The sequence below is a fragment of the Lysinibacillus sp. NPDC097287 genome (assembly GCF_044761695.1).
GTDB lineage: Bacteria > Bacillota > Bacilli > Bacillales_A > Planococcaceae > Lysinibacillus.
Genome location: NZ_JBIWCX010000012.1, coordinates 117,889 through 140,917, shown reverse-complemented (window position 1 = coordinate 140,917; position 23,029 = coordinate 117,889). Strand labels below are relative to the sequence as shown.

27 protein-coding genes are annotated in these 23,029 nt (G+C 38.9%); 4 read left to right on the top strand and 23 right to left on the bottom strand.

Going from position 1 to position 23,029, the window contains the following annotated elements:
• Positions 1–135: 135 nt before the first annotated feature.
• Complete coding sequence (rpsT, locus tag ACIQ2D_RS16450; RefSeq protein ID WP_402865900.1) at positions 136–384, top strand: 30S ribosomal protein S20; 249 nt, start codon at positions 136–138, stop codon at positions 382–384.
• Between the two features lie 97 nt (positions 385–481).
• Here the strand turns inward: rpsT and ACIQ2D_RS16445 are convergent, their stop codons facing one another.
• Both ACIQ2D_RS16445 and holA read right to left on the bottom strand, forming a co-directional pair.
• Complete coding sequence (locus ACIQ2D_RS16445) at positions 482–1,516, bottom strand: acyltransferase (protein ID WP_402865898.1); 1,035 nt, start codon at positions 1,514–1,516, stop codon at positions 482–484.
• Between the two features lie 57 nt (positions 1,517–1,573).
• The gene (gene holA, locus ACIQ2D_RS16440) at positions 1,574–2,584 is read right to left on the bottom strand and encodes a DNA polymerase III subunit delta (protein ID WP_402865896.1); all 1,011 of its coding nucleotides are present in this window, start codon (positions 2,582–2,584) and stop codon (positions 1,574–1,576) included.
• A 164-nt stretch (positions 2,585–2,748) separates the two neighbouring features.
• On the opposite strand from holA, the gene ACIQ2D_RS16435 reads away from it, so the two are divergent.
• A complete protein-coding gene (locus ACIQ2D_RS16435) occupies positions 2,749–2,886 on the top strand; it encodes a YqzM family protein (RefSeq protein WP_402865894.1) in 138 nt (45 codons plus the stop codon).
• A gap of 35 nt (positions 2,887–2,921) precedes the next feature.
• Here the strand turns inward: ACIQ2D_RS16435 and ACIQ2D_RS16430 are convergent, their stop codons facing one another.
• From ACIQ2D_RS16430 to ACIQ2D_RS16370, 13 genes are all read right to left on the bottom strand, one after another.
• Positions 2,922–5,174, bottom strand: coding sequence for a DNA internalization-related competence protein ComEC/Rec2 (locus ACIQ2D_RS16430; RefSeq protein WP_402865892.1), 2,253 nt, complete (start codon positions 5,172–5,174; stop codon positions 2,922–2,924).
• Between the two features lie 35 nt (positions 5,175–5,209).
• Entirely contained in the window at positions 5,210–5,779 is a 570-nt protein-coding gene (locus tag ACIQ2D_RS16425; protein WP_402865890.1) for a ComE operon protein 2, read from the bottom strand.
• A gap of 320 nt (positions 5,780–6,099) precedes the next feature.
• Positions 6,100–6,747 (bottom strand): helix-hairpin-helix domain-containing protein, encoded by a 648-nt coding sequence (locus ACIQ2D_RS16420; protein WP_402865888.1) that lies wholly within the window; start codon positions 6,745–6,747, stop codon positions 6,100–6,102.
• Positions 6,748–7,098: 351 nt separating this feature from the next.
• The gene (locus tag ACIQ2D_RS16415; RefSeq protein WP_402865886.1) at positions 7,099–7,605 is read right to left on the bottom strand and encodes a DinB family protein; all 507 of its coding nucleotides are present in this window, start codon (positions 7,603–7,605) and stop codon (positions 7,099–7,101) included.
• 325 nt (positions 7,606–7,930) lie between these two features.
• Positions 7,931–8,671 (bottom strand): class I SAM-dependent DNA methyltransferase, encoded by a 741-nt coding sequence (locus ACIQ2D_RS16410; RefSeq protein ID WP_402865884.1) that lies wholly within the window; start codon positions 8,669–8,671, stop codon positions 7,931–7,933.
• Between the two features lie 2 nt (positions 8,672–8,673).
• Entirely contained in the window at positions 8,674–9,018 is a 345-nt protein-coding gene (gene rsfS, locus ACIQ2D_RS16405; RefSeq protein WP_402865882.1) for a ribosome silencing factor, read from the bottom strand.
• Positions 9,015–9,587: a bis(5'-nucleosyl)-tetraphosphatase (symmetrical) YqeK gene (gene yqeK, locus ACIQ2D_RS16400; protein ID WP_402865880.1), complete on the bottom strand. Its 573-nt coding sequence runs from the start codon at positions 9,585–9,587 to the stop codon at positions 9,015–9,017. Before yqeK ends, rsfS begins: the two co-directional genes overlap by 4 nt.
• Positions 9,556–10,146: a nicotinate-nucleotide adenylyltransferase gene (locus tag ACIQ2D_RS16395; RefSeq protein WP_402865879.1), complete on the bottom strand. Its 591-nt coding sequence runs from the start codon at positions 10,144–10,146 to the stop codon at positions 9,556–9,558. Before ACIQ2D_RS16395 ends, yqeK begins: the two co-directional genes overlap by 32 nt.
• Positions 10,147–10,155: 9 nt before the next feature.
• Positions 10,156–10,458, bottom strand: coding sequence for a ribosome assembly RNA-binding protein YhbY (gene yhbY, locus ACIQ2D_RS16390; RefSeq protein WP_402865877.1), 303 nt, complete (start codon positions 10,456–10,458; stop codon positions 10,156–10,158).
• 20 nt (positions 10,459–10,478) lie between these two features.
• Positions 10,479–11,294: a shikimate dehydrogenase gene (gene aroE, locus ACIQ2D_RS16385; RefSeq protein WP_402865875.1), complete on the bottom strand. Its 816-nt coding sequence runs from the start codon at positions 11,292–11,294 to the stop codon at positions 10,479–10,481.
• A 42-nt stretch (positions 11,295–11,336) separates the two neighbouring features.
• Complete coding sequence (gene yqeH, locus ACIQ2D_RS16380) at positions 11,337–12,440, bottom strand: ribosome biogenesis GTPase YqeH (protein ID WP_402865873.1); 1,104 nt, start codon at positions 12,438–12,440, stop codon at positions 11,337–11,339.
• Positions 12,437–12,958, bottom strand: a complete 522-nt coding sequence (locus ACIQ2D_RS16375; protein ID WP_402753226.1) for a YqeG family HAD IIIA-type phosphatase — start codon at positions 12,956–12,958, stop codon at positions 12,437–12,439. The genes yqeH and ACIQ2D_RS16375 overlap by 4 nt, the downstream gene beginning before the upstream one ends.
• A 36-nt stretch (positions 12,959–12,994) precedes the next feature.
• Positions 12,995–13,777 (bottom strand): phosphatidylserine decarboxylase, encoded by a 783-nt coding sequence (locus ACIQ2D_RS16370; protein ID WP_402865871.1) that lies wholly within the window; start codon positions 13,775–13,777, stop codon positions 12,995–12,997.
• 136 nt (positions 13,778–13,913) lie between these two features.
• Here ACIQ2D_RS16370 and pssA point away from each other — a divergent pair, with 136 nt between their 5' ends.
• Both pssA and sigK read left to right on the top strand, forming a co-directional pair.
• Positions 13,914–14,414 carry a CDP-diacylglycerol--serine O-phosphatidyltransferase gene (pssA, locus tag ACIQ2D_RS16365; RefSeq protein WP_402865920.1) on the top strand — a complete coding sequence of 167 codons (501 nt, stop codon included), beginning with the start codon at positions 13,914–13,916 and terminating at the stop codon, positions 14,412–14,414.
• Positions 14,415–14,503: 89 nt separating this feature from the next.
• Positions 14,504–15,211 carry an RNA polymerase sporulation sigma factor SigK gene (gene sigK, locus ACIQ2D_RS16360; protein WP_402865869.1) on the top strand — a complete coding sequence of 236 codons (708 nt, stop codon included), beginning with the start codon at positions 14,504–14,506 and terminating at the stop codon, positions 15,209–15,211.
• 400 nt (positions 15,212–15,611) lie between these two features.
• Here sigK and mtnN read toward each other — a convergent pair whose 3' ends face one another.
• The 8 genes from mtnN to mltG form a co-directional block, all read right to left on the bottom strand.
• Positions 15,612–16,304, bottom strand: a complete 693-nt coding sequence (gene mtnN / locus ACIQ2D_RS16355) for a 5'-methylthioadenosine/S-adenosylhomocysteine nucleosidase (protein ID WP_402865867.1) — start codon at positions 16,302–16,304, stop codon at positions 15,612–15,614.
• 61 nt (positions 16,305–16,365) lie between these two features.
• Positions 16,366–16,998, bottom strand: coding sequence for a YrrS family protein (locus tag ACIQ2D_RS16350; protein WP_402865865.1), 633 nt, complete (start codon positions 16,996–16,998; stop codon positions 16,366–16,368).
• 108 nt (positions 16,999–17,106) lie between these two features.
• Positions 17,107–17,595, bottom strand: coding sequence for a transcription elongation factor GreA (gene greA, locus ACIQ2D_RS16345; RefSeq protein WP_402865863.1), 489 nt, complete (start codon positions 17,593–17,595; stop codon positions 17,107–17,109).
• A gap of 223 nt (positions 17,596–17,818) precedes the next feature.
• Positions 17,819–18,457, bottom strand: coding sequence for a uridine kinase (udk, locus tag ACIQ2D_RS16340; protein WP_402865861.1), 639 nt, complete (start codon positions 18,455–18,457; stop codon positions 17,819–17,821).
• Complete coding sequence (locus ACIQ2D_RS16335) at positions 18,457–19,737, bottom strand: peptidase U32 family protein (RefSeq protein ID WP_402865859.1); 1,281 nt, start codon at positions 19,735–19,737, stop codon at positions 18,457–18,459. The genes udk and ACIQ2D_RS16335 overlap by 1 nt, the downstream gene beginning before the upstream one ends.
• Positions 19,738–19,751: 14 nt before the next feature.
• Positions 19,752–20,684 carry a peptidase U32 family protein gene (locus ACIQ2D_RS16330; RefSeq protein ID WP_402865857.1) on the bottom strand — a complete coding sequence of 311 codons (933 nt, stop codon included), beginning with the start codon at positions 20,682–20,684 and terminating at the stop codon, positions 19,752–19,754.
• Between the two features lie 5 nt (positions 20,685–20,689).
• Positions 20,690–21,322: an O-methyltransferase gene (locus ACIQ2D_RS16325; RefSeq protein WP_402865918.1), complete on the bottom strand. Its 633-nt coding sequence runs from the start codon at positions 21,320–21,322 to the stop codon at positions 20,690–20,692.
• 341 nt (positions 21,323–21,663) lie between these two features.
• Positions 21,664–22,812, bottom strand: coding sequence for an endolytic transglycosylase MltG (mltG, locus tag ACIQ2D_RS16320; RefSeq protein WP_402865855.1), 1,149 nt, complete (start codon positions 22,810–22,812; stop codon positions 21,664–21,666).
• Positions 22,813–23,029 lie beyond the last annotated feature (217 nt).

The window sequence follows — 23,029 nt, the reverse complement described above, 5'->3', positions numbered from 1 at the left end:
AAACTGTCAAGTAAATATTCTTTGCATTTATCTATTGCAATTTAGGCGTGTGTTTGTTAAAATGATTTTTGTTGTATTGACACAAGAAATCAATGAGAAGTTATCATCTCGTACCTAATTTAGGAGGTGAAAGATATGCCAAACATTAAATCTGCGATTAAACGCGTAAAAGTTAACGCAAAAGCTAACGCTGCTAACACTCAAGCTAAATCTGCAATGCGTACTACAGTGAAAAAAGCTGAAAACGCTGTTGCTGAAAAAGCTGAAAACGCACAAGAACTTTTACAAGCAGCTTACAAATCTTTAGATAAAGCAGCTTCAAAAGGACTTATCCACAAAAACGCGGCGGCTCGTAAAAAGTCTCGCCTAGCTAAAAAAGCGTAATTGTTGATAAAAGACCAGTTTACTCTTCATTGAGTAGCTGGTCTTTTTTTATTTTCAAGGTAAAAAAACGTCTATCTCCATAGATAGACGTTTTGAGTTATACAATTTTACGTAATCCCGGAATCTTTTGGATGATCCATACAACGGTTGTACAAATGACCAATACAATTAACACTTGTAGCGGAATGGCAAATAGCGGTTTCATAAATAGCACATTGCCTTCAAAAAATAACGTACGCACTTTATCTAACACCATAGCGTGTACTAAATAGATACCGAAGCTTGTTTGACCAATGAGCATTACAAGTCGACTCGTTTGATAAGTACCACTTTCGACCCTATTATTGACCCAATATTTGAAGAATACAAATAACGCAATACTCATCGCAATTACATTCGGGCTTGAATAAGAGAACGCATAACTAGTAAATTGCCCCTGCGCCTCTGTTAACGCATTTGTTCGCACGATCGTTTCTATAGCTCCTATGACACCAATTGCGTAAATGAGAATGCGCCACTTTTTTTCTATCTCAAATTTCGCCAGATAATAGCCAAGTAAGAAGAAACCTATGTACTCACTTAACGGGAAAAAGAGTGTAAAATCATTGCTGTATAGGTAAGAATAATAACGGAATCCCCCATAAAAAAGTATCCATAAGCCGACTAAATAACCAATCATTTGACGAGATGCGTGATTGATAAAAATATTAAATATCGGCGCAAGTAAATAAATTCCTATAAGCGCATAAAAATACCATAAATGATAGTACACTTTATTATTGAAAAATAGGATTAAAAATTCTTTCACCGAAAATCCTGGATTCCACATATACGTTGCCCAAGCATAATACACAAGAGACCATACGATAAACGGCAACAAAATTTTATTTGCCCGTTTTTTAAAAAAATCCCCGAGCGGCTCTTCTTTACGCCCGAGTAATAATGCCCCACTGATCATTAAGAAAATCGGCACACACCAGCGAGATAGTGCATTAAAAATAATACCTGTTTGCCAATCTCCAGCATCTATTTTGCCGTAAAGCACTACATAAGGTGTCGCAGCATGCAATAACAGCACACCTAGTATCGCAATGGCACGTAAACTGTCCATATACTGAATTCGTTTTTGCATGTTCAAAAACCCCCTACGACATTATACAACCATTTATGTCCATAATGATAAAATTTTTTACAAAGGTTTCAGTAAAAACAACTCTAAATATCTCTCACGGTTGCCACCAGCTGTTTTTAATTGCATGTCGACTTCAGCTAGCTGATACAAAGCTTTTAATAAACTTTCCTCCGATGGACGATTTCGTTGTTCAACCATCAATTTCACACGATAAGGATGGATTTTTAAGTTTTTAGCAATTTGTTGTGGATGGTAGCCCTTTTTTTGCAAATAAAAAACATTAGACATCGTCCGTACATTAGAAGCAAGTAAACCAACTAGCATAATTGGTTCTTGTTTTTGACGCAATAAATCATGATAAATGGACAACGCGCCTACGTGATCATGTGCAAAATATGCATTCAACATTTTAAAAGCATCTTGCTCAAGTGTTTTTGCTACCAAATCCTCGACTAAATCAGGAGTAATTTCTCCACTTTCACCTAAATACAGCGATAACTTTTCAATCTCCATTTGAAGTTGTAACATATTTGGTCCAACCATCGTTACAAGATATTCTAACGCGTCCTGTGTAATAGTTTTACCCTCTGCTTTCACAAGACCTTTTATCCAAACTGCTAAATCTTGTTCTTTCGGCGTTTCAGCCTGTACGAATAAAGCATGTTCTTTCATCATTTTTGTGACTTTTTTTCGTTCATCTAGCTTCTCATAGGGTGCAATAAAGACCGTCACAGAAAAATCAGAAGGATTTGCAAGCCATGCCTCTAAACGTTTCACATCATGGTCGATTTTTTCCTTACCTTTTTCTGTTGCTTTTAAAAACGATGCATTTTTCGCAATGATAAGTTTACGCTCTGAGAAAAAAGGAATCGTATCCGCCTCATCTATTACTGCATCCACTGGTACTTCCTCTAAATCAAATGTACTTAATTCTATGTCTTCTTCAGGTCCAAGTGCATCCTTTAAACGTTGTACCGTCTCATCTATAAAGTAGGATTCCTCACCAACGAGCAAATAAACTGGTGCAAGTTCTCCTTTTTTTATGTTGTTCCAAACTGTTGAAATCATAATTTTCCCTCCAAATAGCAATACTAGTAGTATACATGATTTATGCGTGATTGTGACTTTGACCGAATTGTGTCTATTCTTACAAACACTGCTATTTATTGTATTCGATATAGCTTTTATGAAAACGATGTCTTATAATAAATAACAGAATTGGAGGGATAGCAATGAATCCATTTGAAGGTAAAAACATTCAATGCAGACGTAACGACGCAATCGATTCAGGGATTGGTTTTGGCGTATCTTTTGGAGTCTATACTGTTATGTTCATTATCGCAACAGTAGTAGCTTTCGTATCTATGTAATCTAGCACTTATACGTAATATTGAAAAAGACCTTGTCATGGGACAAGGTCTTTTTCTTTATGGATTGACCAGCTATCACCACGTATACGAACTTCTATCGTACCATCTGTACCTGTTGTCAAAGTAGGCAAATCTCGGCTCGTAAAACGCTCGACCACCCCATCATGTGGATGGCGATAACGATTATTAATCCCCGCACTAAATATGGTTAGCTCCGGCTTTAATAGCTCCACAAACGGTTCAATGCTCGACGTTTTACTGCCATGATGTCCTGCTTTTAAAAGCGTCATATTCGCTAGCTGACGGTCATAGAGCTTGATAAGCTGTTGTTCCCCATTTTCCTCCAAATCACCTGTTAACAGTGCTCGAAACGATGCCTGCTGCATGTACAGCACTATTGAATCATCATTGCCCTCATAGTCAACATCCTGTGGCCATAAATAATGAAAGCTCATCTCCCCTAATTGCCAACCCGTTCCCTGCATTTTTTCCTTCACTAGTACTCGCTGCTTTGCCGCTTCCGACAGCAAATCATTCATCACAGGCTTGTCAAGAGTGCCTGGTGTCACATGAATTTCACGTATCCGTATTTCCTCTAATACTTCTTCAGCACCCTCTACATGATCTGCATCGGCATGTGTTACGATAAAAATATCAATGTCTCGTATTCCTTTCCCTTTTAAAAATGGAACAACAATCTGCTTTCCGACCTCGTACGAGCTATTTGAAGCCTTCCACGCCTCTTGGTCAAAGCGTAGCACCCCACCCGCATCAACGACGTATACAGCCCTCCTAAACGGCAATTCAATGACTGTACAATCACCTTGCCCTACATTTAAAAACGTTAACCTTGTCTCGTTATAAAATTGCGGTGCAAAATGAATACAAAAAATAGGTACTAATAATACAATCGCGAATCTGCCATACCTCCGCTCCTCTAACAAATAAAACCCTAAAAGGACACTGATAAATGCCACACAGACAAGCCATATTACAGGTTTTCCTGGTGCCCATAACTGGAGTGGCAATGCCTGCAAATATAAAATTGCCTCCGTCAACCATACACGCAGAGGCTCATAAACCAAGAATAATAGTTTCGCTATAGGCATCGAAGCAAATGTTACTACAAGCAGCACAATATTTACGGGTAAAATGACAAAAGAAAAAAGCGGTACAAAAACAATATTCACTAATAATGAGGAAATCGATATTTCGTAAAAATGATGGAGTAATAAGGGGTAAACTAGTAACTGACACACGAAGGTTAGTAGAAATGACTGCATAAACCAGCTTTTGACTTGTTTAAAAATGACACCTGAGTAAACAAGACTAGCCGTTGCTAAATACGACAACTGAAAGCCTATTTGAAATATAACACCCGGTTCAAGAAGAACAAATCCGATAAAACTAATTGCCAGCGCATCATCAATCGGTACGCGCCACTTCACATAGCGCATGAGCATGACAAACTCTACGACCGATACCGCACGCCATACTGATGGCGCACCACCCGCTATAAAACCATATACAGGTAAAATAATAAGCAGTACAATCGTCGCCATTTCCTTACGTACACCAATACGAAGTAGACCCTCGAAAAACAACCACGAAACAAGTGCCACATGAAGCCCTGAAATCGCAAATAAATGCGTAATACCAAGTTTTTGATAGGCACGTTGTAATTCTTCATCCACATTGTCCTGCAAGCCAATCAGTAATGCCTGTGCTTCTGCTGATAGTGATGGTGGAAATGTCTCTTCTATATGCTTTTTCAATTGAAAACGTTGCTTCGCGAGAAAAGAACGAATCGACTTTTCCTCTGACACAAACGTCCAGCTCGATACTTCAAATGTTCCGCTTGCACCTTTACTTACAAGATAATCTTGCATTGAGAAGGCATAAATATGCGCAGGCGGATTGGGCGGCACAAGTTCCCCTTGCACACGATACGTAAAGCCAGTAATGGGTGTTGTCTCATAATATGTTTTCTCTTGCTCAGTGGCAAAAGTATAAACAACATACAACTTCTCGCCTGACTCATTTTTGGCAAAGCCACGCAATTTTTGTCCATTAATTTTGTATTCACTTGTCCATGTTAGTTGAAATGATGACGGTAAAGGGGAAGGTTCCGTCAGTTGAATAATTGAAATGAAGAAAAAAGATAGGAATCCGACACACACTACGAGTGTCGAAGTAATGCGCGGCTCACCTTTTACAGTAAGCCACACAGCTAAAACTAATACTACTACAAGTAGCCAAGCTGACTTATGCGCCGCAATTGACGCCACAAGTACAGCTAGTGCAACGTAAATCCATTTTTGCTCTAAAGCGTTTTTCCAAATAGTTCGCTCACCTTCTGTTCATACGGGAGCAATTTTTCTGCTGGCATACCACTTGCACGCAGTTCGTTCAGCATATCTATGTACAAAGCTAGCTTGTCATCACTTAAAAAATCAATTTTGCGTTCATCAAACGGAACATGTACCACTTCCACGCCTGCTTTTTTAAATAAATCCTGTGCATACGGATTATTTTTATAATCTGTCGCGTAATAGACGCGATGAATTCCTGCTTGAATAATTGATTTTGTACATGGTAAGCAAGGGAAATGCGTCACATAAAGGTCAGCACCCTTTGTTGGTGTCCCGTATTTTGCACATTGTAAGAGGGCGTTCATCTCAGCATGCACTGTTCGTACACAATGATTATCTACCACATAACAACCTTCCTCTATGCAATGCTCATCGCCTGTAATCGAGCCGTTATAGCCCCCTGCAATAATACGTTTATCACGCACAACCGTTGCGCCCACTGACAGTCTTGTACAAGTACTTCGTAGTGCTAGTAAATGGCTTTGTGCCATAAAAAATTGATCCCAAGTAATACGCTCCATATGACTACCTCCAAAATATTTTCTTTCTAGTATATAGGCTACAGCATTTTTCTACTATAGTTTAGCCCTTTTTAAAAAGAATCGTCAATATAACAACGTTTTGAAGAGTCTATTTAAGGCTCTACACTAAAATCTGTACACGACAGCACATTCCACTACAGGCGGACGCTTTCCAGGGGGCGAGCCTTGAGCCGCTTCGTCGCTTCGCTCCTGCAGGGTCTCAAGCTGCTCGCTAATCCCCTAGGAGTCGCCGCCTTTCGTTCCATGCACTTACCTATAGTGGGGTTACTCTAAATCAAGCACATTTTTTGTAATGCCCCCTATTTAACTGTTATTGAATCTTTTAGTTTTTCATATGTTTTGTCACCGATACCGGTAACCTTTTTTAAATCCTCAATCGTTTGGAAGCCACCGTTTTCTTCCCGGTAAGAGATAATACTCTGTGCCTTTGAAGGACCTATACCAGAAAGTGTTGTGAGTGCAGCCTCGTCAGCTTTGTTTAAATTGACCTTACCATCTTTAGCACTTCCGCCTCCAGCAGATGTGTCAGCAGTTGGCATCGAAACAAAACCTGACGTTACTTCGTCAAGCTTCTCACCCTTCATTGGAATATAAATGACCATCTCATCCTGCACTTTTTGCGCATGATTAATAAGCTGTGTGTCCGCTTCTGTTGAATAGCCACCTGCGAGTTGCACCGCATCAATAATGCGCTGTTCCTCATTGAGTGAATAGACACCAGGATGCAAAACAGCACCTTTTACATCGACTAGCACCTGCTGTAAGACCGCTTTCTCTACAGGCCCTTTCGTTTCTGTTTGTTCAGTAGGTTGGATTGTTTCGATGAGCCCTTCTTGGGGAGGTGAAGAGTCAATACTCGAAAAATAGAAGTAACAAAGTCCAATGATAACTAGTATGCTAGGGAGCAGCACACTCTTGCCGTATTTTTGCCATAAAGATTGGATCATAAAAAAACATCCCTTCTATGCAAAAGGCAAATCATATGGAGTCAACTTCATCATACAATATTTCCCTGCCATTTGAAAAGTCGTTTTGAAAAGCGGTTAGCATAATTCCTAATTTTGTTTCAACACCATAACTTTGGGTTGATTTCCGTTCAGACCGGGCTTTTTCCAGGGGAGAATACTGTTAAATTAATCAAAAAAAAATTAATGTACGAGAGTATGATGAAAAATGTGTAAATTAGTGGAGTCTAGAATTTCTAAACCATTCTTTTAGTGAAAAGAAGGAACATAATATTGAACATTAATAATTAAGGTCAATAAAAACACTGCCCAAAGAGCAGTGTTTTTTTAGTATTATTTTTGTTCAAAAAGGAATAAACCATAGTCTGTGGCACAACCATTATAACCTTGCTGTCTTAACATGGCGGTAATGTTTCCACGATGATAAGTTCCATGATTGACTACATGTGTAACTATATCATTGTATGAACATTCTAATTGACCAAAGAAGACGGTGGTTTGTTGGTTAAAGTCATCAATTTTGTCAAAAGCTCGTTTAAATTCTTCATACAAATCATCAAATAGTTGTTCTAAACCACTAATGTTTTTACTTTGTGCTTTTTTTGTTAAAGTCTTAACTCTTTCTGCCATTTCATTAAGGTCCGAACTTTCATCACCCAATAAAGTAGAAAGCCAACCTTGTTCAATAACATAAGTATGCACTAATGCATCTTTTATCGATGGGAATACACTAGTAAGTTCATCAGTACATACATTCTCCGGTAACGATTGTAAGTGATTGAAAATCTTTTTGTTTGCCCATACATGATAATCATAGAATTTAACTGAACTCTTCTTCATTAATAAAAACCTCTCTCATAGAAAATTAAGAGAAGAAGACACAGTTTATGGGTTATTAGGTGTTTCTCCTCGAATACTAGATATTTTTAAACCCCATGTTGTAATTTGTCATAATAAACGCCTCCTATAATGGAAACATAATATCAAAAACGAGTGATTTTTTCAAACTGAAATAATTTTTTGATTGTTACAATTCGTGAAATTTCCGCCTAAATTATTAGGGGGGTTAGTTCAATAAGCATTTCACAAAACAAAATATGAAATTAAGGAAAAACACTTACAAATCAAAAACAGCTTGTCGGAAATTAATCCAACAAGCTGTTCATTATTTGACCGCACGAATAAAGATACGTTCACTTTCATACTCCGGTGCTTCGTCTGTAAAATCAGCCGTTACTTCAACATCAGTAAAGCCAATATTGCGAAGCCATGTCATATACTGTTCTACTGAGAATGTACGTTGTTTATGTTCTTCATCGAAACGTTCGTACAAACCACTTGCAACATCACGCACGTAAAACGTCATTTGATGTACAACAGAGTGGTCAAACTCGCCTGGCTCTGTATGCCACACATAGCTAATGTCACCATCATCATACGTAAAAGGTCCATCTAAAAAGATATCATCCATTTTAAATAATGAGTGCACATCAAAAAATAATTGACCCCCATCACGTAATGCCGCGTAGATACGTTCTAGCGTTGCACATACGTCTGCTTCTTCCACGACATAGTTCAATGAGTCAATCGCGATTGTCACAGCGTCTAGTGCCTCAAAACCGTCTAATTCATGCATTGACATGCTAAATAGTGGTACATGCAGTCCTGCTTCAGCAAATCGCTCTGCTGCCATCGCTAGCATATCCTCGGATAAATCAATTCCACTCACCTTGTAGCCGGCATTTGCAAGCATCAGACCAAGCACACCTGTGCCACAGCCGATATCTAAAAGGGTAGGGAATTCTTTGCTCGGTGCATGCTGTTTGATCCATTCCACATAACGATCATACGGAATATCTGTTTGCAGTTCATCATACACCTCTGCAAATCGTTCATAACTACTCAAACTTACGCTTGTGGAATGTCTAGTTGCGGTGCATCGCCCCATAGACGTTCTAGGTTATAGTAAGAACGCTCATCTTTGTGGAATACGTGTGCTACTACATCACCAAGGTCTACTAAGATCCAACGTGCGCCATCAAAGCCTTCCACGCGACGGATTTCATGCCCTTCTTTCACTGCTACATCTTGTAATTCACGTGCAATTGCCTGTACTTGGCGATCTGAATTACCGTGTGCAATGATGAAATAATCTGCTAAAAGTGAAATTCCTTCCATATTTAAGACGACAATGTCCTCACCATGTTTGTCATCGATTGCTTTGTATGCTGCTTGTAATAAAGTAGAAGTCATCCTTCACTTTCCTCTCTTTTGGTTATATCGTTATAACATTCTATTGAAACTGGATAAATTGCTTGCTTCGTATCGATTAAAAAAGATATTGTATGACGCACACAAGCACTTACTGCTTTATCTAGGTCTTTCTGTGCTTTTTTACGCAGACGGTCTACACCATCAAAGTTACGGTTGGGTTCAATCATATCTGCGACAAAAAGTATTTTTTCAAGCTTACTCATGCAGGCGCGCCCTGTCGTATGAAAACGAATTGCATTCAGCATATCCGCATCGGTAATGCCGAACTCACTCTCTGCAATATACGCTCCTACTGGTCCATGTAGTAATTCACTACCCCAACCTAGAAGACGCTGATCCAAGTTTTCATCACGAACAATTTGCTCCATCCAATCGATATCTGCATATTTCGCTATATCATGTAGTATGGCTGCTGTCTCTGCTTTTTTTGCATCCTCACCATAACGCTCAGCTAACAAAATAGCTGTTTCCATCACACCAATCGTATGAATATAGCGTTTCTCTGGCATGCGAGGTTTAATCGCCGCTAAATATTGTTCGCGTTCCATAAAGACCTTCCTCTCGTATGAACGACTCTACTGCTTCTGGCAGTAAAAATGTAACCGTCCCTCCAGTAGCAAGGCGTTCACGAATTAACGTTGACGATAAATCGATTTGTGGTACTTCCACCATTGTAACAGGGAAATCCGTTTTCGCCGCTGTACCAGGTCGTCTAACACCGACGAACTGTACGATTTTGACCAATTCTTCAATACAATACCATGTATGAAGTGTATCGATCATATCTCCGCCAATAATGAAATAAAACTTCACATTCGGCTCTCTCGAACAAAGCGCAGCTAGTGTCTCATACGAATAGGACACACCGCCTTTTTCTATCTCAAACAACTCTGTTCGAAAATGTGGATACGGTGCTATTGAGCGCTTTACCATTTCAATGCGTTCATCGTCACTTGCATCGTGACGTGCCTGCTTATGTGGTGGTAATGCGTTTGGCATAAAACGAACCTCATCTAAGTCCAGCGCATGAAAAACTTCATTAGCCATCATTAAATGCCCGATATGTGGTGGATTAAATGTCCCACCGAGTAAACCGACCTTTTTCATCGTCTCACCTTACTTCGCTACTTTTGGTAACACAATCTTTTTATTGTTGCGTGATTCTTTATATAAAACAACTGTTAAGCCGATTAATTGGACAAGTTCTGCGCGTGCACCTTTTGCAAGAGCCTCTGCCACTTCTTGTTTTTCATCTTCACAATTATCTAAAATACGGACTTTAATAAGTTCACGTACTTCTAATGCTTCACGAATTTGTTTTGTCATTTCGTCACTCACGCCGCCTTTTCCTACTTGGAAAATCGGTGTTAAATGATGTGCCTCAGCACGTAAAAAACGTTTTTGTTTACCTGTTAACATAAAATCTATTGTCCTCCCAATTACGCTTGTAATTGCGCAATCATTGAATTTGTATTTGGATATTCACCAAGCCAATAATTAAAAGCTATTGCCCCTTGATGAACAAACATTCCAAGACCTGTTACTACACATGCACCTTTTTCCTCAGCCGCTTGCAAAAAAGGCGTCATTAATGGATTATACACAATATCCGCGACAATTGCGCCCTTTGTGAGTCGATTAAGTGAAAAAGGCATCGAAAAATTGCCCGTAGCAAGGCCAGCCGACGTCATTTGTACCAAAATACCGAAGTCAGCTAGGTTTTCTTCTGCTTCTACCAATGAAATCGCACGACCTGTGCCCATCTCATCAACAATCTTTTGTGCATTTGCAACCGTTCGATTGGCAATCGTCAAGTTCGTATAGCCTTGTTGCTGCATCGCAAAGGCAATTCCACGAGCTGCACCACCAGCACCAATCAGTAGAACAGGCTTGTCTTTATGATGTGTGCCAACCGCTTCTTCAAGCGAGCGGACAAAGCCAACGCCGTCCGTATTATAGCCTTTTAACTTGCCGTCTTTAGTTCGAACGACAGTATTGACCGCACCCATTTTTGCTGCTAGCTCATCTAACTCGTCTAAATAGGGAATGATAGCTGTTTTATGTGGAATTGTGACGTTCCAGCCACTAGCACCTAAAGTTTTAAAGCCTGCAACTGCAGCTTCTAAGCTTTCAGGTGTCACATGTACTGGAATATATGCCGCATCGATTGCCATTTCTTCAAACCAAGCATTATGCATTGCTGGTGATTTCGAATGCTCGATGGGATCACCAATAACCGCAAACCATTTCTTCATTTCCTGTCCCTCTTCTCTACTATTCCTTGCCATTTCTACAACCTAAATTAGTGAAGGTCGAATCGAAACTTGGACACCTTTTGGCGCATATGCTGCAATCACAACATTTGGATGCTGTACTGTTATCCAGCCTAATCCTGAGAACACCACGTCGGTCTTGGCTTCCTTAATCGAAAACTCATGACGTACTAATTCTGGTAGTTGGTCGATAAAGTCAGCTGTTGGTGGTGCCAGTAATTCACCCTTATGCTCTGCATATAATGTATCAGCCTTTTCAAGCTTCGTACGGTGAATTGGTAGATCATTAGCGATGTGTACCGTAAAGGCCGAACGCTCACCTTGAATAAAATCAAAGCGTGCCAATGCACCGATAAATAACGTTTGACCAGCATTTTGCTGATACACTTTTGGCTTAATTTCTTTTTTCGGCATAATGTATTTTAATTCACTTGAATCAATATGATGAGCCATTTGATGGTGATTAATGATGCCTGGCGTGTCATATAATGAACTACCGTCATCAAGTGGAATTTCAATCATATCCAGTGTTGTTCCCGGGAAATGAGATGTCGTAATAACTTCACCTTCACCCGTTGCTTGTTTAATAATACGGTTGATAAATGTTGATTTCCCAACATTTGTACAACCAACGACGTACACATTTTGACCATTGCGGTATTCGTCGATTGCTTCCATCGCTTCCGCCATACCTTTTCCTTTATGCGCACTTACTAATAGCACATCAATTGGTTGTAGGCCAAGAGCTTTTGCTTCACGTTTTAACCAGTTGATAACCTTTTTAGGCTTCACTGATTTTGGTAGTAAGTCAGCTTTGTTTGCCACAAGTAGTACCGGATTTTTACCGACGAAGCGGTGTAGCCCTGGTAACCAACTACCATTGAAGTCAAAAATATCGACGATTTTGACGATTAAGCCCTGCTGTGTTCCAAGACCGTTTAAAATACGTAAAAAGTCGTCATCAGTTAATGACACCGGTTGAATTTCATTGTAATTTTTCAAACGGAAGCAACGTTGGCAAATAACCACGTCTTTTTCTAAGGATGATGGGGGTGCATACCCGATTGCTGTTTTATCTTCTGTTTGAATTGTTGTACCACAGCCAATACAATTTGGCATTTCGTTCATTCTTTGTCCTCCCAAGTAAGTTTACCTTTTCGTTTTAAATCATTGAAAACACGTCGTTCAATGAAACGATTGAATTTTGTTACAAAACCGTCTGATTGTGCAACAGGCTTTACTAAAATTGTGTGCAAGCCTAAACGATTAGCGCCCATCACATCTGTAAGTAGCTGGTCTCCCACCATTACTACTTCATTTGGTCGTAGCCCTAATTGAATAATCGCACCATAAAACGCATTGCGTAGTGGTTTTCTTGCTTTATGAATATACGGAATATCCAGTGGCTCTGCAAAAGCTTTTACACGTGCCTCATTATTATTAGATGCAATGATAATACGAATACCTGCTTCTTTCATAATGCGGAGCCATACAATCAACTCTTCCGTTGCGTCTGCACGATCCCATTCTACAAGCGTATTATCTAAATCTGTAATAATCCCTTTAATTCCTAAGTCTTGAAGTTTTTCTGGTGTTATGTCGAAAACACTCGTGACAAATTCATTTGGTAATAAAAAATTATACAAAATAGTGACCCCTAATCTAAACGTATTATTCGCCTATTATATCATATTTGCGAACGCTTCACCCATTCGAATGGGACTTCCCTTAACAACATTTTCTGTAAACTCAATTGAATCCTTTTCAAATAACATGACAACTGTTGAGCCAAATGAAAAGTAGCCAACTTCTTGACCTTTTTGCCAATATTCAGATCTATTTGTCAGAACAATCGAATTTACAAACGTTGCACCCACTTTAATAAATGCTACTTGCTTGTCATCCGCAAGTTTAAGTTCTGTCACTTGGCGGTAATTATGTGAAAGTGGTTTTTTTCCATAAGTTAAACCAAGCTTATTTACCGGATAGGATGTGTTGCCAAGCGTATACTGACGAAGCACTTTGCCGTCAATAGGGCTATGAATACGGTGATAATCCGCAGGGCTTAAATAAAACACGATATAATAACCGTCTGTATACTGAGTCGCACGTTCATCATTGCCTAATAAATCTTGTAATGCATACGGTTTTCCCTTTACTTGAAACGTCATATCCCACTCAATACGCCCAAATGACTCGATTTTAGCATCTACTGGACTTGCAAAAGTAGACGGACTTTGTGTAATTGGACGTGCCTCTTCTAGTAGCTCTCTTGTAAAAAAGTCATGCAAACTAGAAAATTGTTGTGGTTTTTTTGAAACTTCTTCAAGGTTTATATCGTATACTCTCATATAGCTTGGAATTATACGCTTGCTCCACTTCGCTTTTGCAATTGTTTGTAAAAGATGGGAGGATTGTTTGCCATTCGTTAATTCTATTAAGCGCTGATATAGTTTTTCTTTCATAAAGCAAAACTCCTATCGATTAAATTTGACTGTCATTTTTTTTTCATTCGAAGTATAATGATACAATATCTTAAGTGCAAAGGAGTGATCCCCCTTGTTTTTTTATCACAAGTTGGTGGATACCACGGTTAAGAAAATGAAATCGCACGCAGCTAACTTCATAACAATTAGTAATATGTCTTTTGGTGGTGCAGCAATCATGGCCACTTTACATGAATATTATAGTTATAGTGTCCTGTTTATCTTTATTGCAGCTTTACTCGACCGCTATGATGGTAAAGTAGCACGCGCCCTCGGACAAGAATCCGAATTAGGTAAACAGTTAGATTCTATGAGTGATATTATATCATTTGGTGTGGCACCTGCATTATTAATGTACGAGGTTGTCATGGTTGATTTTGGTTTTGCCGGAATGATGATGACTGTTCTTTACATCGTCTGTGGGGCAATGCGTTTAGCTCGTTTCAACATTAGTGAACCAAACGGCTATTTCACAGGATTACCTATTACAGCTGCAGGTACGTTTTTAACATTGACGTACTTCGCTGCAAATACGTTCCAACCTGCATTTTATCTTTTCCTGTTTCCCATACTAGCATTACTCATGATTAGTAATTTTACGCTAAAAAAAGTGTAACAGCGACATCGCTGTTGCATTTTTTTCATTTAACTCACTTTTTCATCATATAATGTCGAAAAATGATGGTGAGAGGATGAAAACACTCAATGAGCGGATTTTTTACGTCTTTGATGCAACTCTGGTTTGAGATCCCTGCCTTACTTGGCTATCTAAAGGGTAAAACATTTCATAAACCGTTTACAAAAGAAGAAGAAGCTGCTTGTCTTGAACGGTTTTTAGGTGGTGATGAACAAGCACGTCTCGACTTAATCGAACGTAATATGAGACTCGTGGCACACGTCGTGAAAAAGTTCCATCCAAAGCATGAGCAGTTAGATGATTATATTTCCATCGGCACAATTGGACTTATGAAGGCTGTTGAAAGCTATACGCCCGACAAAAAAACTCGTCTTGCCACGTATGCAGCACGTTGTATTGAAAACGAAATATTAATGCATTTACGTACGCAAAAAAAGGTACAAAAAGATGTATCTTTGTTTGAACCAATTGGTACAGATAAAGACGGCAACGCATTGCAAATCCGCGATTTATTGCAATGTGATGAAGAAAGTGCCACAGAGAAGCTTGAACACAAAGAGCATGTAGCCCAGCTCTATCGCTACCTCCACATGCTCGATGAGCGGGAATTAGAAATTGTCACGCTTCGGTACGGCTTAAACCATCAAGATGCCTTAACACAAAAAGAAATTGCTGCTCGTCTGCATATTTCTCGTAGTTATGTTTCGCGAATCGAAAAACGCGCACTTATTAAACTATATCAATTTTATAAGCGCGATCAAAAGCCTATTGAATAAATATTGTAAAAGTTTGTCGAGTGGAATTCAATGATTGGTTTAAGGTATGTAGGAAGTGAATTTCAGGATACGGAGCACTTCTCAGCATCACGGATCACTTTTATTCAAGACGGAGCGATACTGATCACCTTTCTAAATCCCCTATAAAAGACAAAAAGCTCCTTTGCTGTCGCAAAGGAGCTTCATACACAAATTAATGGATTGTTTCACCAAGTTCAGCTGAAATCAGTAAACAAACTAGCGTTGTTATAATTACTACACCTGCTGTCAAAAGTAACATCGTCAATGCCTCCCACCTAAATTTGCATAGAATTTATTGATTTAAGTGTAACATTGGACTAAAAAAAACACTGTGATTTTTCTCACTCTCAACGCTATCATTATGTCTATTTTGTGTAAATTATAGTGATGCGATAGCTTTTAACACAATTTGTGTCGAATGTTTTGCTGCGACAGGTAAAAACTCATCAAAGCTAATATTCGATTCTTTACCTGCAATATCAGATAACGCACGAATGACTACAAATGGTGTACCAAATTGATAGCATACTTGCGCTACAGCAGCCGCTTCCATTTCAACTGCTTTCATTTGTGGGAAAAATCCTCGTACTGTTTCTACACGTACTGGATCATTCATAAATGTGTCACCAGAGCAAATAAGACCTACGCCATATTGATGCTCACCAACTGCTTTTACAGCTTCTTCTGCAACTTGGATTAGCTTATCATCTGCTTTAAAGCCAGCTGGCATACCCGCCATTTGACCAATTTCGTAGCCAAAAGCTGTAACATCCACATCATGGTGGCGTACTTCATCAGAAATCACGACTGCTCCTACCTCTAGCGCCTCATCGAAACCACCTGCAGAACCTGTGTTAAAGACTACATCCGGCTTGAATTCATGTAATAAAATCGTAGTTGACATAGCTGCATTTACTTTACCAATGCCACTTTTTAAAAGGACTACCTCTTTGCCTTCATACGTACCTGTTGTGTACTCACTGCCTGCTATAACTGTTTTTTCAGCATTTTCTAAAGATGCGCGTAGAAGTTCTACTTCTTCTTCCATTGCGCCGATTACTGCGATTTTCATAAATAATTTACTTCCTTTCTGCTTTCAACTCTATTAAAAATAATCAAAACAACGAGTTTCGTCAATAGGCACCTTCTAAAGTATTCAATTGTTCAAGCTTTACAGGCTTCCAACCTTCATTGTCTACCCATTCCATGCTGACACGGTACATCTCTGTTTTATCATTTGTAGAAACCGTTGCAATTGATTTATTTGCACCCCCGTTATTTTTCAGGCGCCAAATAATCATATTGTCTTTTTCTATGCCTGTTACAGCCGTAATCGTTGCAACTTTCTCAGCCCAATCGACAGACTGATCATCATAGGACGACACATGTTCACCAGTTTGCGTTGTAGGCGTCGGTTGCCAATTTTCGTCCGTAATGACACGGTCAACAATTGGATCGTCTGACGATGATTCTACAGCCTTTTCCTGCTCGATTTCCTGCTCAGGTTGTTCTTCTTCAGCTGGCGGTTCTTCTTCATCCGTTACAATTCCCTCTTTAACAGGATCTTCCACTTTTTCTTCTGGTTCAGTTATTTCTGTATCTTCTTTCGCGGTATCTTCTATATTGTCTTGCCATTTAAATATAAATATAGTTGTAATAGCAATTAAAACAACAACAACTCCAATTAAAATATTTAACCATCCGTTAAGCTTTTTATTAGGAGTTGGTTGCAGATGGCGACTGCTTCGCGTTTGTTTTTCACTCATGAAGTCTCCTCCTCTCTAGCTTCTATTTTATCAAGTTCTGACGCACTTGCATAATAAAAGCAGCTAGCCTCTCTCATATGAGAGACGTTAGCTGCTTGTACATATTACTTATTTAATCGATACAATTTTCACTTTCATTTCGCCACCAGGTGTTTGGATAGTTACTTCATCACCTTCAGCTTTTCCTAGTAAACCTTTAGCAATTGGTGATTCGTTTGAAATTCGGAATTCCATTGGATCCGCTTCCGCTGAACCAACGATTGTATATGATTCTTCATCAGTTGTAGGTTTTCCATTTACAATTTCTACAAATGTAACAGTTTTCCCTAGTGATACAACACTGTTATCTGTTTCATCTTCAGTAATGATAAATGCATTACGGATCATTGATTTTAATGTTGAGATACGACCTTCTAAAAAGGCTTGTTCTTCTTTAGCTGAATCATACTCAGCATTTTCAGAAAGGTCACCGAAGTCACGCGCGATTTTAATACGTTCTACAATTTCTTTACGTGTTTCTGTTTCTAATTTCACTAATTCTTCTTCTAATTTTCTTTTACCTTCAGCAGTCATTGGGTATTGTTTTTCATTTGACAAAATAATTCACTCCTAATCCTTCAGTATAAAAACATAAAACTCGACCAAATGCACCGAGTGTTACGCCACTTATTTGAACATAGTGACAATAACGAAAGATGCATTTAATCGAATTTTATTATTTTTACTCATTTTCAAAATGCTCTTTGACCTAATAGTATGCTTATCATGCAAATGTATGCATTTAAAAACATGAAAATATTGTCAATACCATTCTATCTTATTACAATACGTTGTCAGTTTCAAGAATAGTTTTAATTTTAGTCACCATTAAGTCGATCGCTACTTCATTATCCCCGCCTTCAGGAATAATGATATCAGCATAACGTTTCGTTGGCTCGATGAATAAATTATGCATTGGACGAACTGCTGATAAATACTGTTCAATGACTGAATCGGTTGTACGTCCACGCTCTTTAATATCACGCATAATACGGCGAATAATTCGTAAGTCTGAATCTGTATCAACAAATAATTTAATGTCCATCAATTCACGTAAACGTGCATCTTCTAATACTAAAATACCCTCAAGTATAATAACATCCACAGGTTCAACATGAATGACTTCTTTCGCACGTGTATGTTGTACATAGTCATAGACTGGTTTATCAATCGCTTGACGCTCTAAAAGCATATTAATATGCTCTAATAATAAATCATTATCAAACGCAAGAGGATGGTCGTAGTTAGTTCCTAGACGCTCCTCAAAAGTTAAATGACTTTGATCTTTATAGTAAAAATCTTGCTCGATAACGACAACTGAATGATCACGGAAAACATCATAAATGGCATGTGTCACACTCGTTTTACCTGAGCATGATCCACCAGCGATTCCGATAACAACTGGACGCTTCTGTACCATTACTTATTCTCCTTTCGCATCATATTGTGCGGCTGTAATTGTGTATCACATTTGAATTTCACAATTTGTAGTGGGTGACGTGCCGCATCTAAAGAATTTCCGTCCTCATCCCAAATTTCTCCCATTGTGAAACGGAAGTTTTCAATTTCAGGTCCGAAGAATTCGACTTCATCACCTGGTTTGAAGTAGTTACGTTGTTGCATTGTGACAATCTTCGTTTCTGGATCGTGATCTAAAATAAGCCCAGCAAACTCATACGTTGTTTTACGACCATGTACGCCAAACATTTGCTCTTCATGACCTGGTGCATCATGGAAGAACGCTTCTGCTGCGTCACGGTTCGCACATTTGTCTAGCTCTTCAAGCCATTCACGTTTAATTTTGAAATTATCTGGATCTGCACAGTAAGCATCAATCACTTTACGATAAACAGACATTACTGTCGCAACATAGTGAATTGATTTCATACGGCCTTCCACTTTCAATGAGTCAATACCAAGCTCAATCATATGCGGAATCGCTTCGATTAATTTTAAATCTTTCGGGCTCATCGCAAATGGAGCGTCGTTTTCGTCATAAAGTGCTTTTTCTTCACCATCTTGTAATTCGTATAGATCATAGTCCCAACGGCAAGATTGACAGCAACCACCACGGTTTGAGTCACGCGCAGTCATATGATTCGACAGTACACAGCGACCAGAATAAGCGATACACATCGCACCATGAACGAATGCTTCGATTTCAATATCGACTTTTTCCTTCATCAGCTTCATTTCTTCGCCGCCGACTTCACGAGCTAAAACGACACGGTGTAAGCCTTCCTCTTTCCAGTACTGTACAGCTTTCCAGTTTGACAGAGATTGTTGTGTAGATAAGTGAATCTCAAGCTTTGGCGCGCTGTTACGACATGTTTCGATAATAAGTGGATCTGCTACGATGATTCCTGTTACACCCGCAGATTCAATATCTTTCAAATATTGTTCTAAGCCATCCATGTTTTCATTATGAGCGAAAATATTTGTTGTTACATAAATTTTCGCACCATATTTGTTAGCGAACTCTACGCCTTCACGCATTTCCTCAATCGAGAAGTTATCTGCATTTGAACGAAGACCAAACTCACGCCCTCCAATAAATACAGCATCCGCGCCGTAATGCACAGCGACTTTTAATTTTTCTAAACTACCTGCAGGGGCAAGTAGTTCTGGTTTCTTTGTAATGACACGTTTACCGTCGACGATTCCACGAATTTTGTCATTTTGCTCTAATGCTAATGCCATTTTCTTGCCACCTCCTAGTACACAGTTTCTTTGAAGATAAAGCCAGTATCAAGTGGTCGAATAGCTGGTTGTATTTCTTCAATTGTTGCTAGTAATTCATCTTTAATATCTTCATAAGCTTCCTCTGACTCGTCAAAGTATACATCGATTGCTTTACGATAAGCTTCTGTCACCGTCACAACATATTCAGGTGTTTGGAGAACGCCTTCGATTTTTAATGAATCAATGCCAGCCTCGAATAATTCGCCCAGTTCGTCAATAATACACATATCGTTTGGACTGAAAATATGCGTACCATTAGCATCCTCATAAATCGGATATTTATTGTTACGCTCATCATCATGTAAGAACATGTTACGATTTTCTTTGCGATTTTCGATTTCCATCGCCTTATCTTGGTATAAGTAATAATGACCTAAAAGCGGACGTTTCGATTGGAACATACACGTCATTCCGTGTACTTGTACTTCTATCTCCACTTCAGCGTTTTCTTTAATCTCTAACACTTCATCTAAAGAAAGTTCACGTGCAAGGACTGCTCGCGCCGCACCACGTTTACCCCAATAATTCGCAGTAAACCAGTTAGTCGCAGTTGTTTCAGGGTTCCAGTGAAGTGGGATTGTCACACCTTGCTCACGGCACAATACGATAACCGCAGGATCACCATAAACTAGACGATCCACGCCGATACGTTGCATTTCTTTTAAATAGTCAGCTAGTGCGTCTATTTTTTCGTTATGAAATAAAGCATTCACAGCTACATAAACTTTTTTACCTGCAGCATGAATCAATTTTGTCGCTTCTTCTACTTCGTTTACAGAAAATTCTCCTGCTAGACGAAGGCCAAATTGTTGTTCCCCAATAACAAAAGCATCTGCTCCCGCAGTTAAAAGTGCTTTCACATGGTCCACCGACTGCGGTGTGACAAGCAATTCAGGTTTTTTCATTCTAGTCACCTCTTCAAACATAATAATAAGCCATCACCAACTGGTAAAAATGCACACGTATAGTCCGGGTGTTGCATAATCCAATCAGTGAAATTCTTTAAGTTACGAATCATAGTACGTTTCCGACGCGGTACATCCTTTAAATCTAAATCTGATAAACCATGCATATACATGTTATCGATATAAAGGACGCCTCCTGAATTTACGAGGGGGGCATACTTTTCAAAAAACCGTTGATATTGCCCTTTCGCTGCGTCGATAAATACTGCATCAAACGTCGTATGAATCGCTTCATCATCCACTTCTAATGCGTCACCTTCTATCACCGTAATACGGTCCGACACAGTAGAGCGTGCAATATAATCTTTCGCTTTAGCCACACGATCCACGTCACGTTCAATTGTCACAATTTGCACCTGCGGTAAAGCTTCAGCCATACGCATTGCTGAATAACCAATTGCTGTACCAATTTCTAAAATTTTTGTAGGATTTTGAATGCGCAGTAGTTGATTTAACGCATCAATTCCTGCTAGTTGCATAATCGGCACATGATGTTCTTCCGCATATGCTTCCATTTCTAAAAGCAAGTCGTTACGTGGCTGAATAAACGATTGTATATAAGCATCTGATAATTCCATAATTAGTTTCACACCTCAAAACGCCCTTCTACACTCGATGAAGCTCACCGCAACCTCGAACATAAGGGCTATTAGCCTAGATGATTTTTACAACGAAAAATGCTTCGTTGTCCATACGTCATCAACATTTACTACAAAAAGAAAAGGACCAAACGTGATGTCTTGGTACTTTTCCATATAAAAATGAGCAATTGTTTTTCGAATACAATCAAAACAATTGCCACCACACGTATTAATTGATTAAAAATCACAACTTATAATAGCATGAAAATAGAAGGAAAGCTATTTTTCTTTCCTTCTATCCCTCTCATCACACTATGTTATTTTCTATATTCCAGAGACTATTCCGCTTTACGTAGATATTTTTCCACTTTTTGTAAATGTTCGTCATATGTTTTGGAGAAGTGATTAACTCCTTCTTTATCCGCTAAGAAATAGAAATAATTTGTTGTGCTTGGATTTAATGTTGCTTCAATTGATGTTTTCCCAGCCCCAGCAATCGGACCTGGTGGTAAGCCTTTATTTTTGTAAGTATTATATGGGTTTGCTATTTCTAAATCTTCATATAGTACACGGTCTTTATGTTCGCCTAATGCATATAAGACTGTTGGGTCTGTTTGAAGCGGCATACCTTCATTAATACGGTTATAGAACACACTTGCAATCGTTTCGCGATCTGTTTGTGCAGTAGCTTCCTCTTCTAGTAACGAAGCGAACGTTAGTAATTCATGAACAGTCATTTGTTTTTCTGCTAGTACATCACTGTAATTTTTCACAACGTTATTCATTGCCGCAACCATTTCTTCTACAATTGACTCTAATGACGGCTTTTCTTCAAAATATGAATATGTTGCAGGGTATAAATAACCTTCTAAATCATAACGAACATTATCCGCCAATACTGCTTCTGTTACTAAGTCGGGATAATTCGTCATCATTTGTTGTACAAATGTATCGCTTGTTACTAAATCCATAAATTCTTTTTGTGTATATGGTGTTTTCTTTTCGATTACATTACCAATTTGCTCTAATGTAAAGCCTTCAGGTATAGTCATCGTAAAGACAGGCTCGCGATACACTTTCCCTGTTTTCAAACTTTCAATTAGCTCGTCCAAAGTCATCGCTTGTGTTAAATCATAATTCCCGGCTTGGAACTGTGATTCATTATTAAACTTCGCATAGTATTTAAAAACACGCGCATCTTTAATAATCCCTTTTTCCTCCAACAGTGCTGAAATTGTGCTTAAACTTGAACCAATTGGTACTTCAACGGCGATCGTTTTTGTAGCGTCAGGGTCCACTGGCTTTAGTGCACTTGACACGTAATTGTAGCCGATTAAACCTACTATCCCTAGCACTAACACAAAAACAACTGCTATAATGGTAACTATTTTCCTCACTTTTTTTACCTCAGTTTTTCTTTCTTGCATTTTTTCAAACATTACTTGTTTTTTTTCATTCATTTCTTGCTTTTTAGAACCGTTATCCACGGGTTTCCCCCCTATCACTATCCATTATCATACTAGAAATCAACTTTCACGACAAACACAAATCGACAATTAGGGATAAATCACCATATATTACCTCTACTTATGACGTAATTAATGTAAAAAAAGGTTCATCTTTATAAAATGGGCTTGATTCCCGTTCCAGCTGGGCGCTTTCCAGGAGGCGTCCGATGAGCCGTTTCACTCGGCAAGCCACGCT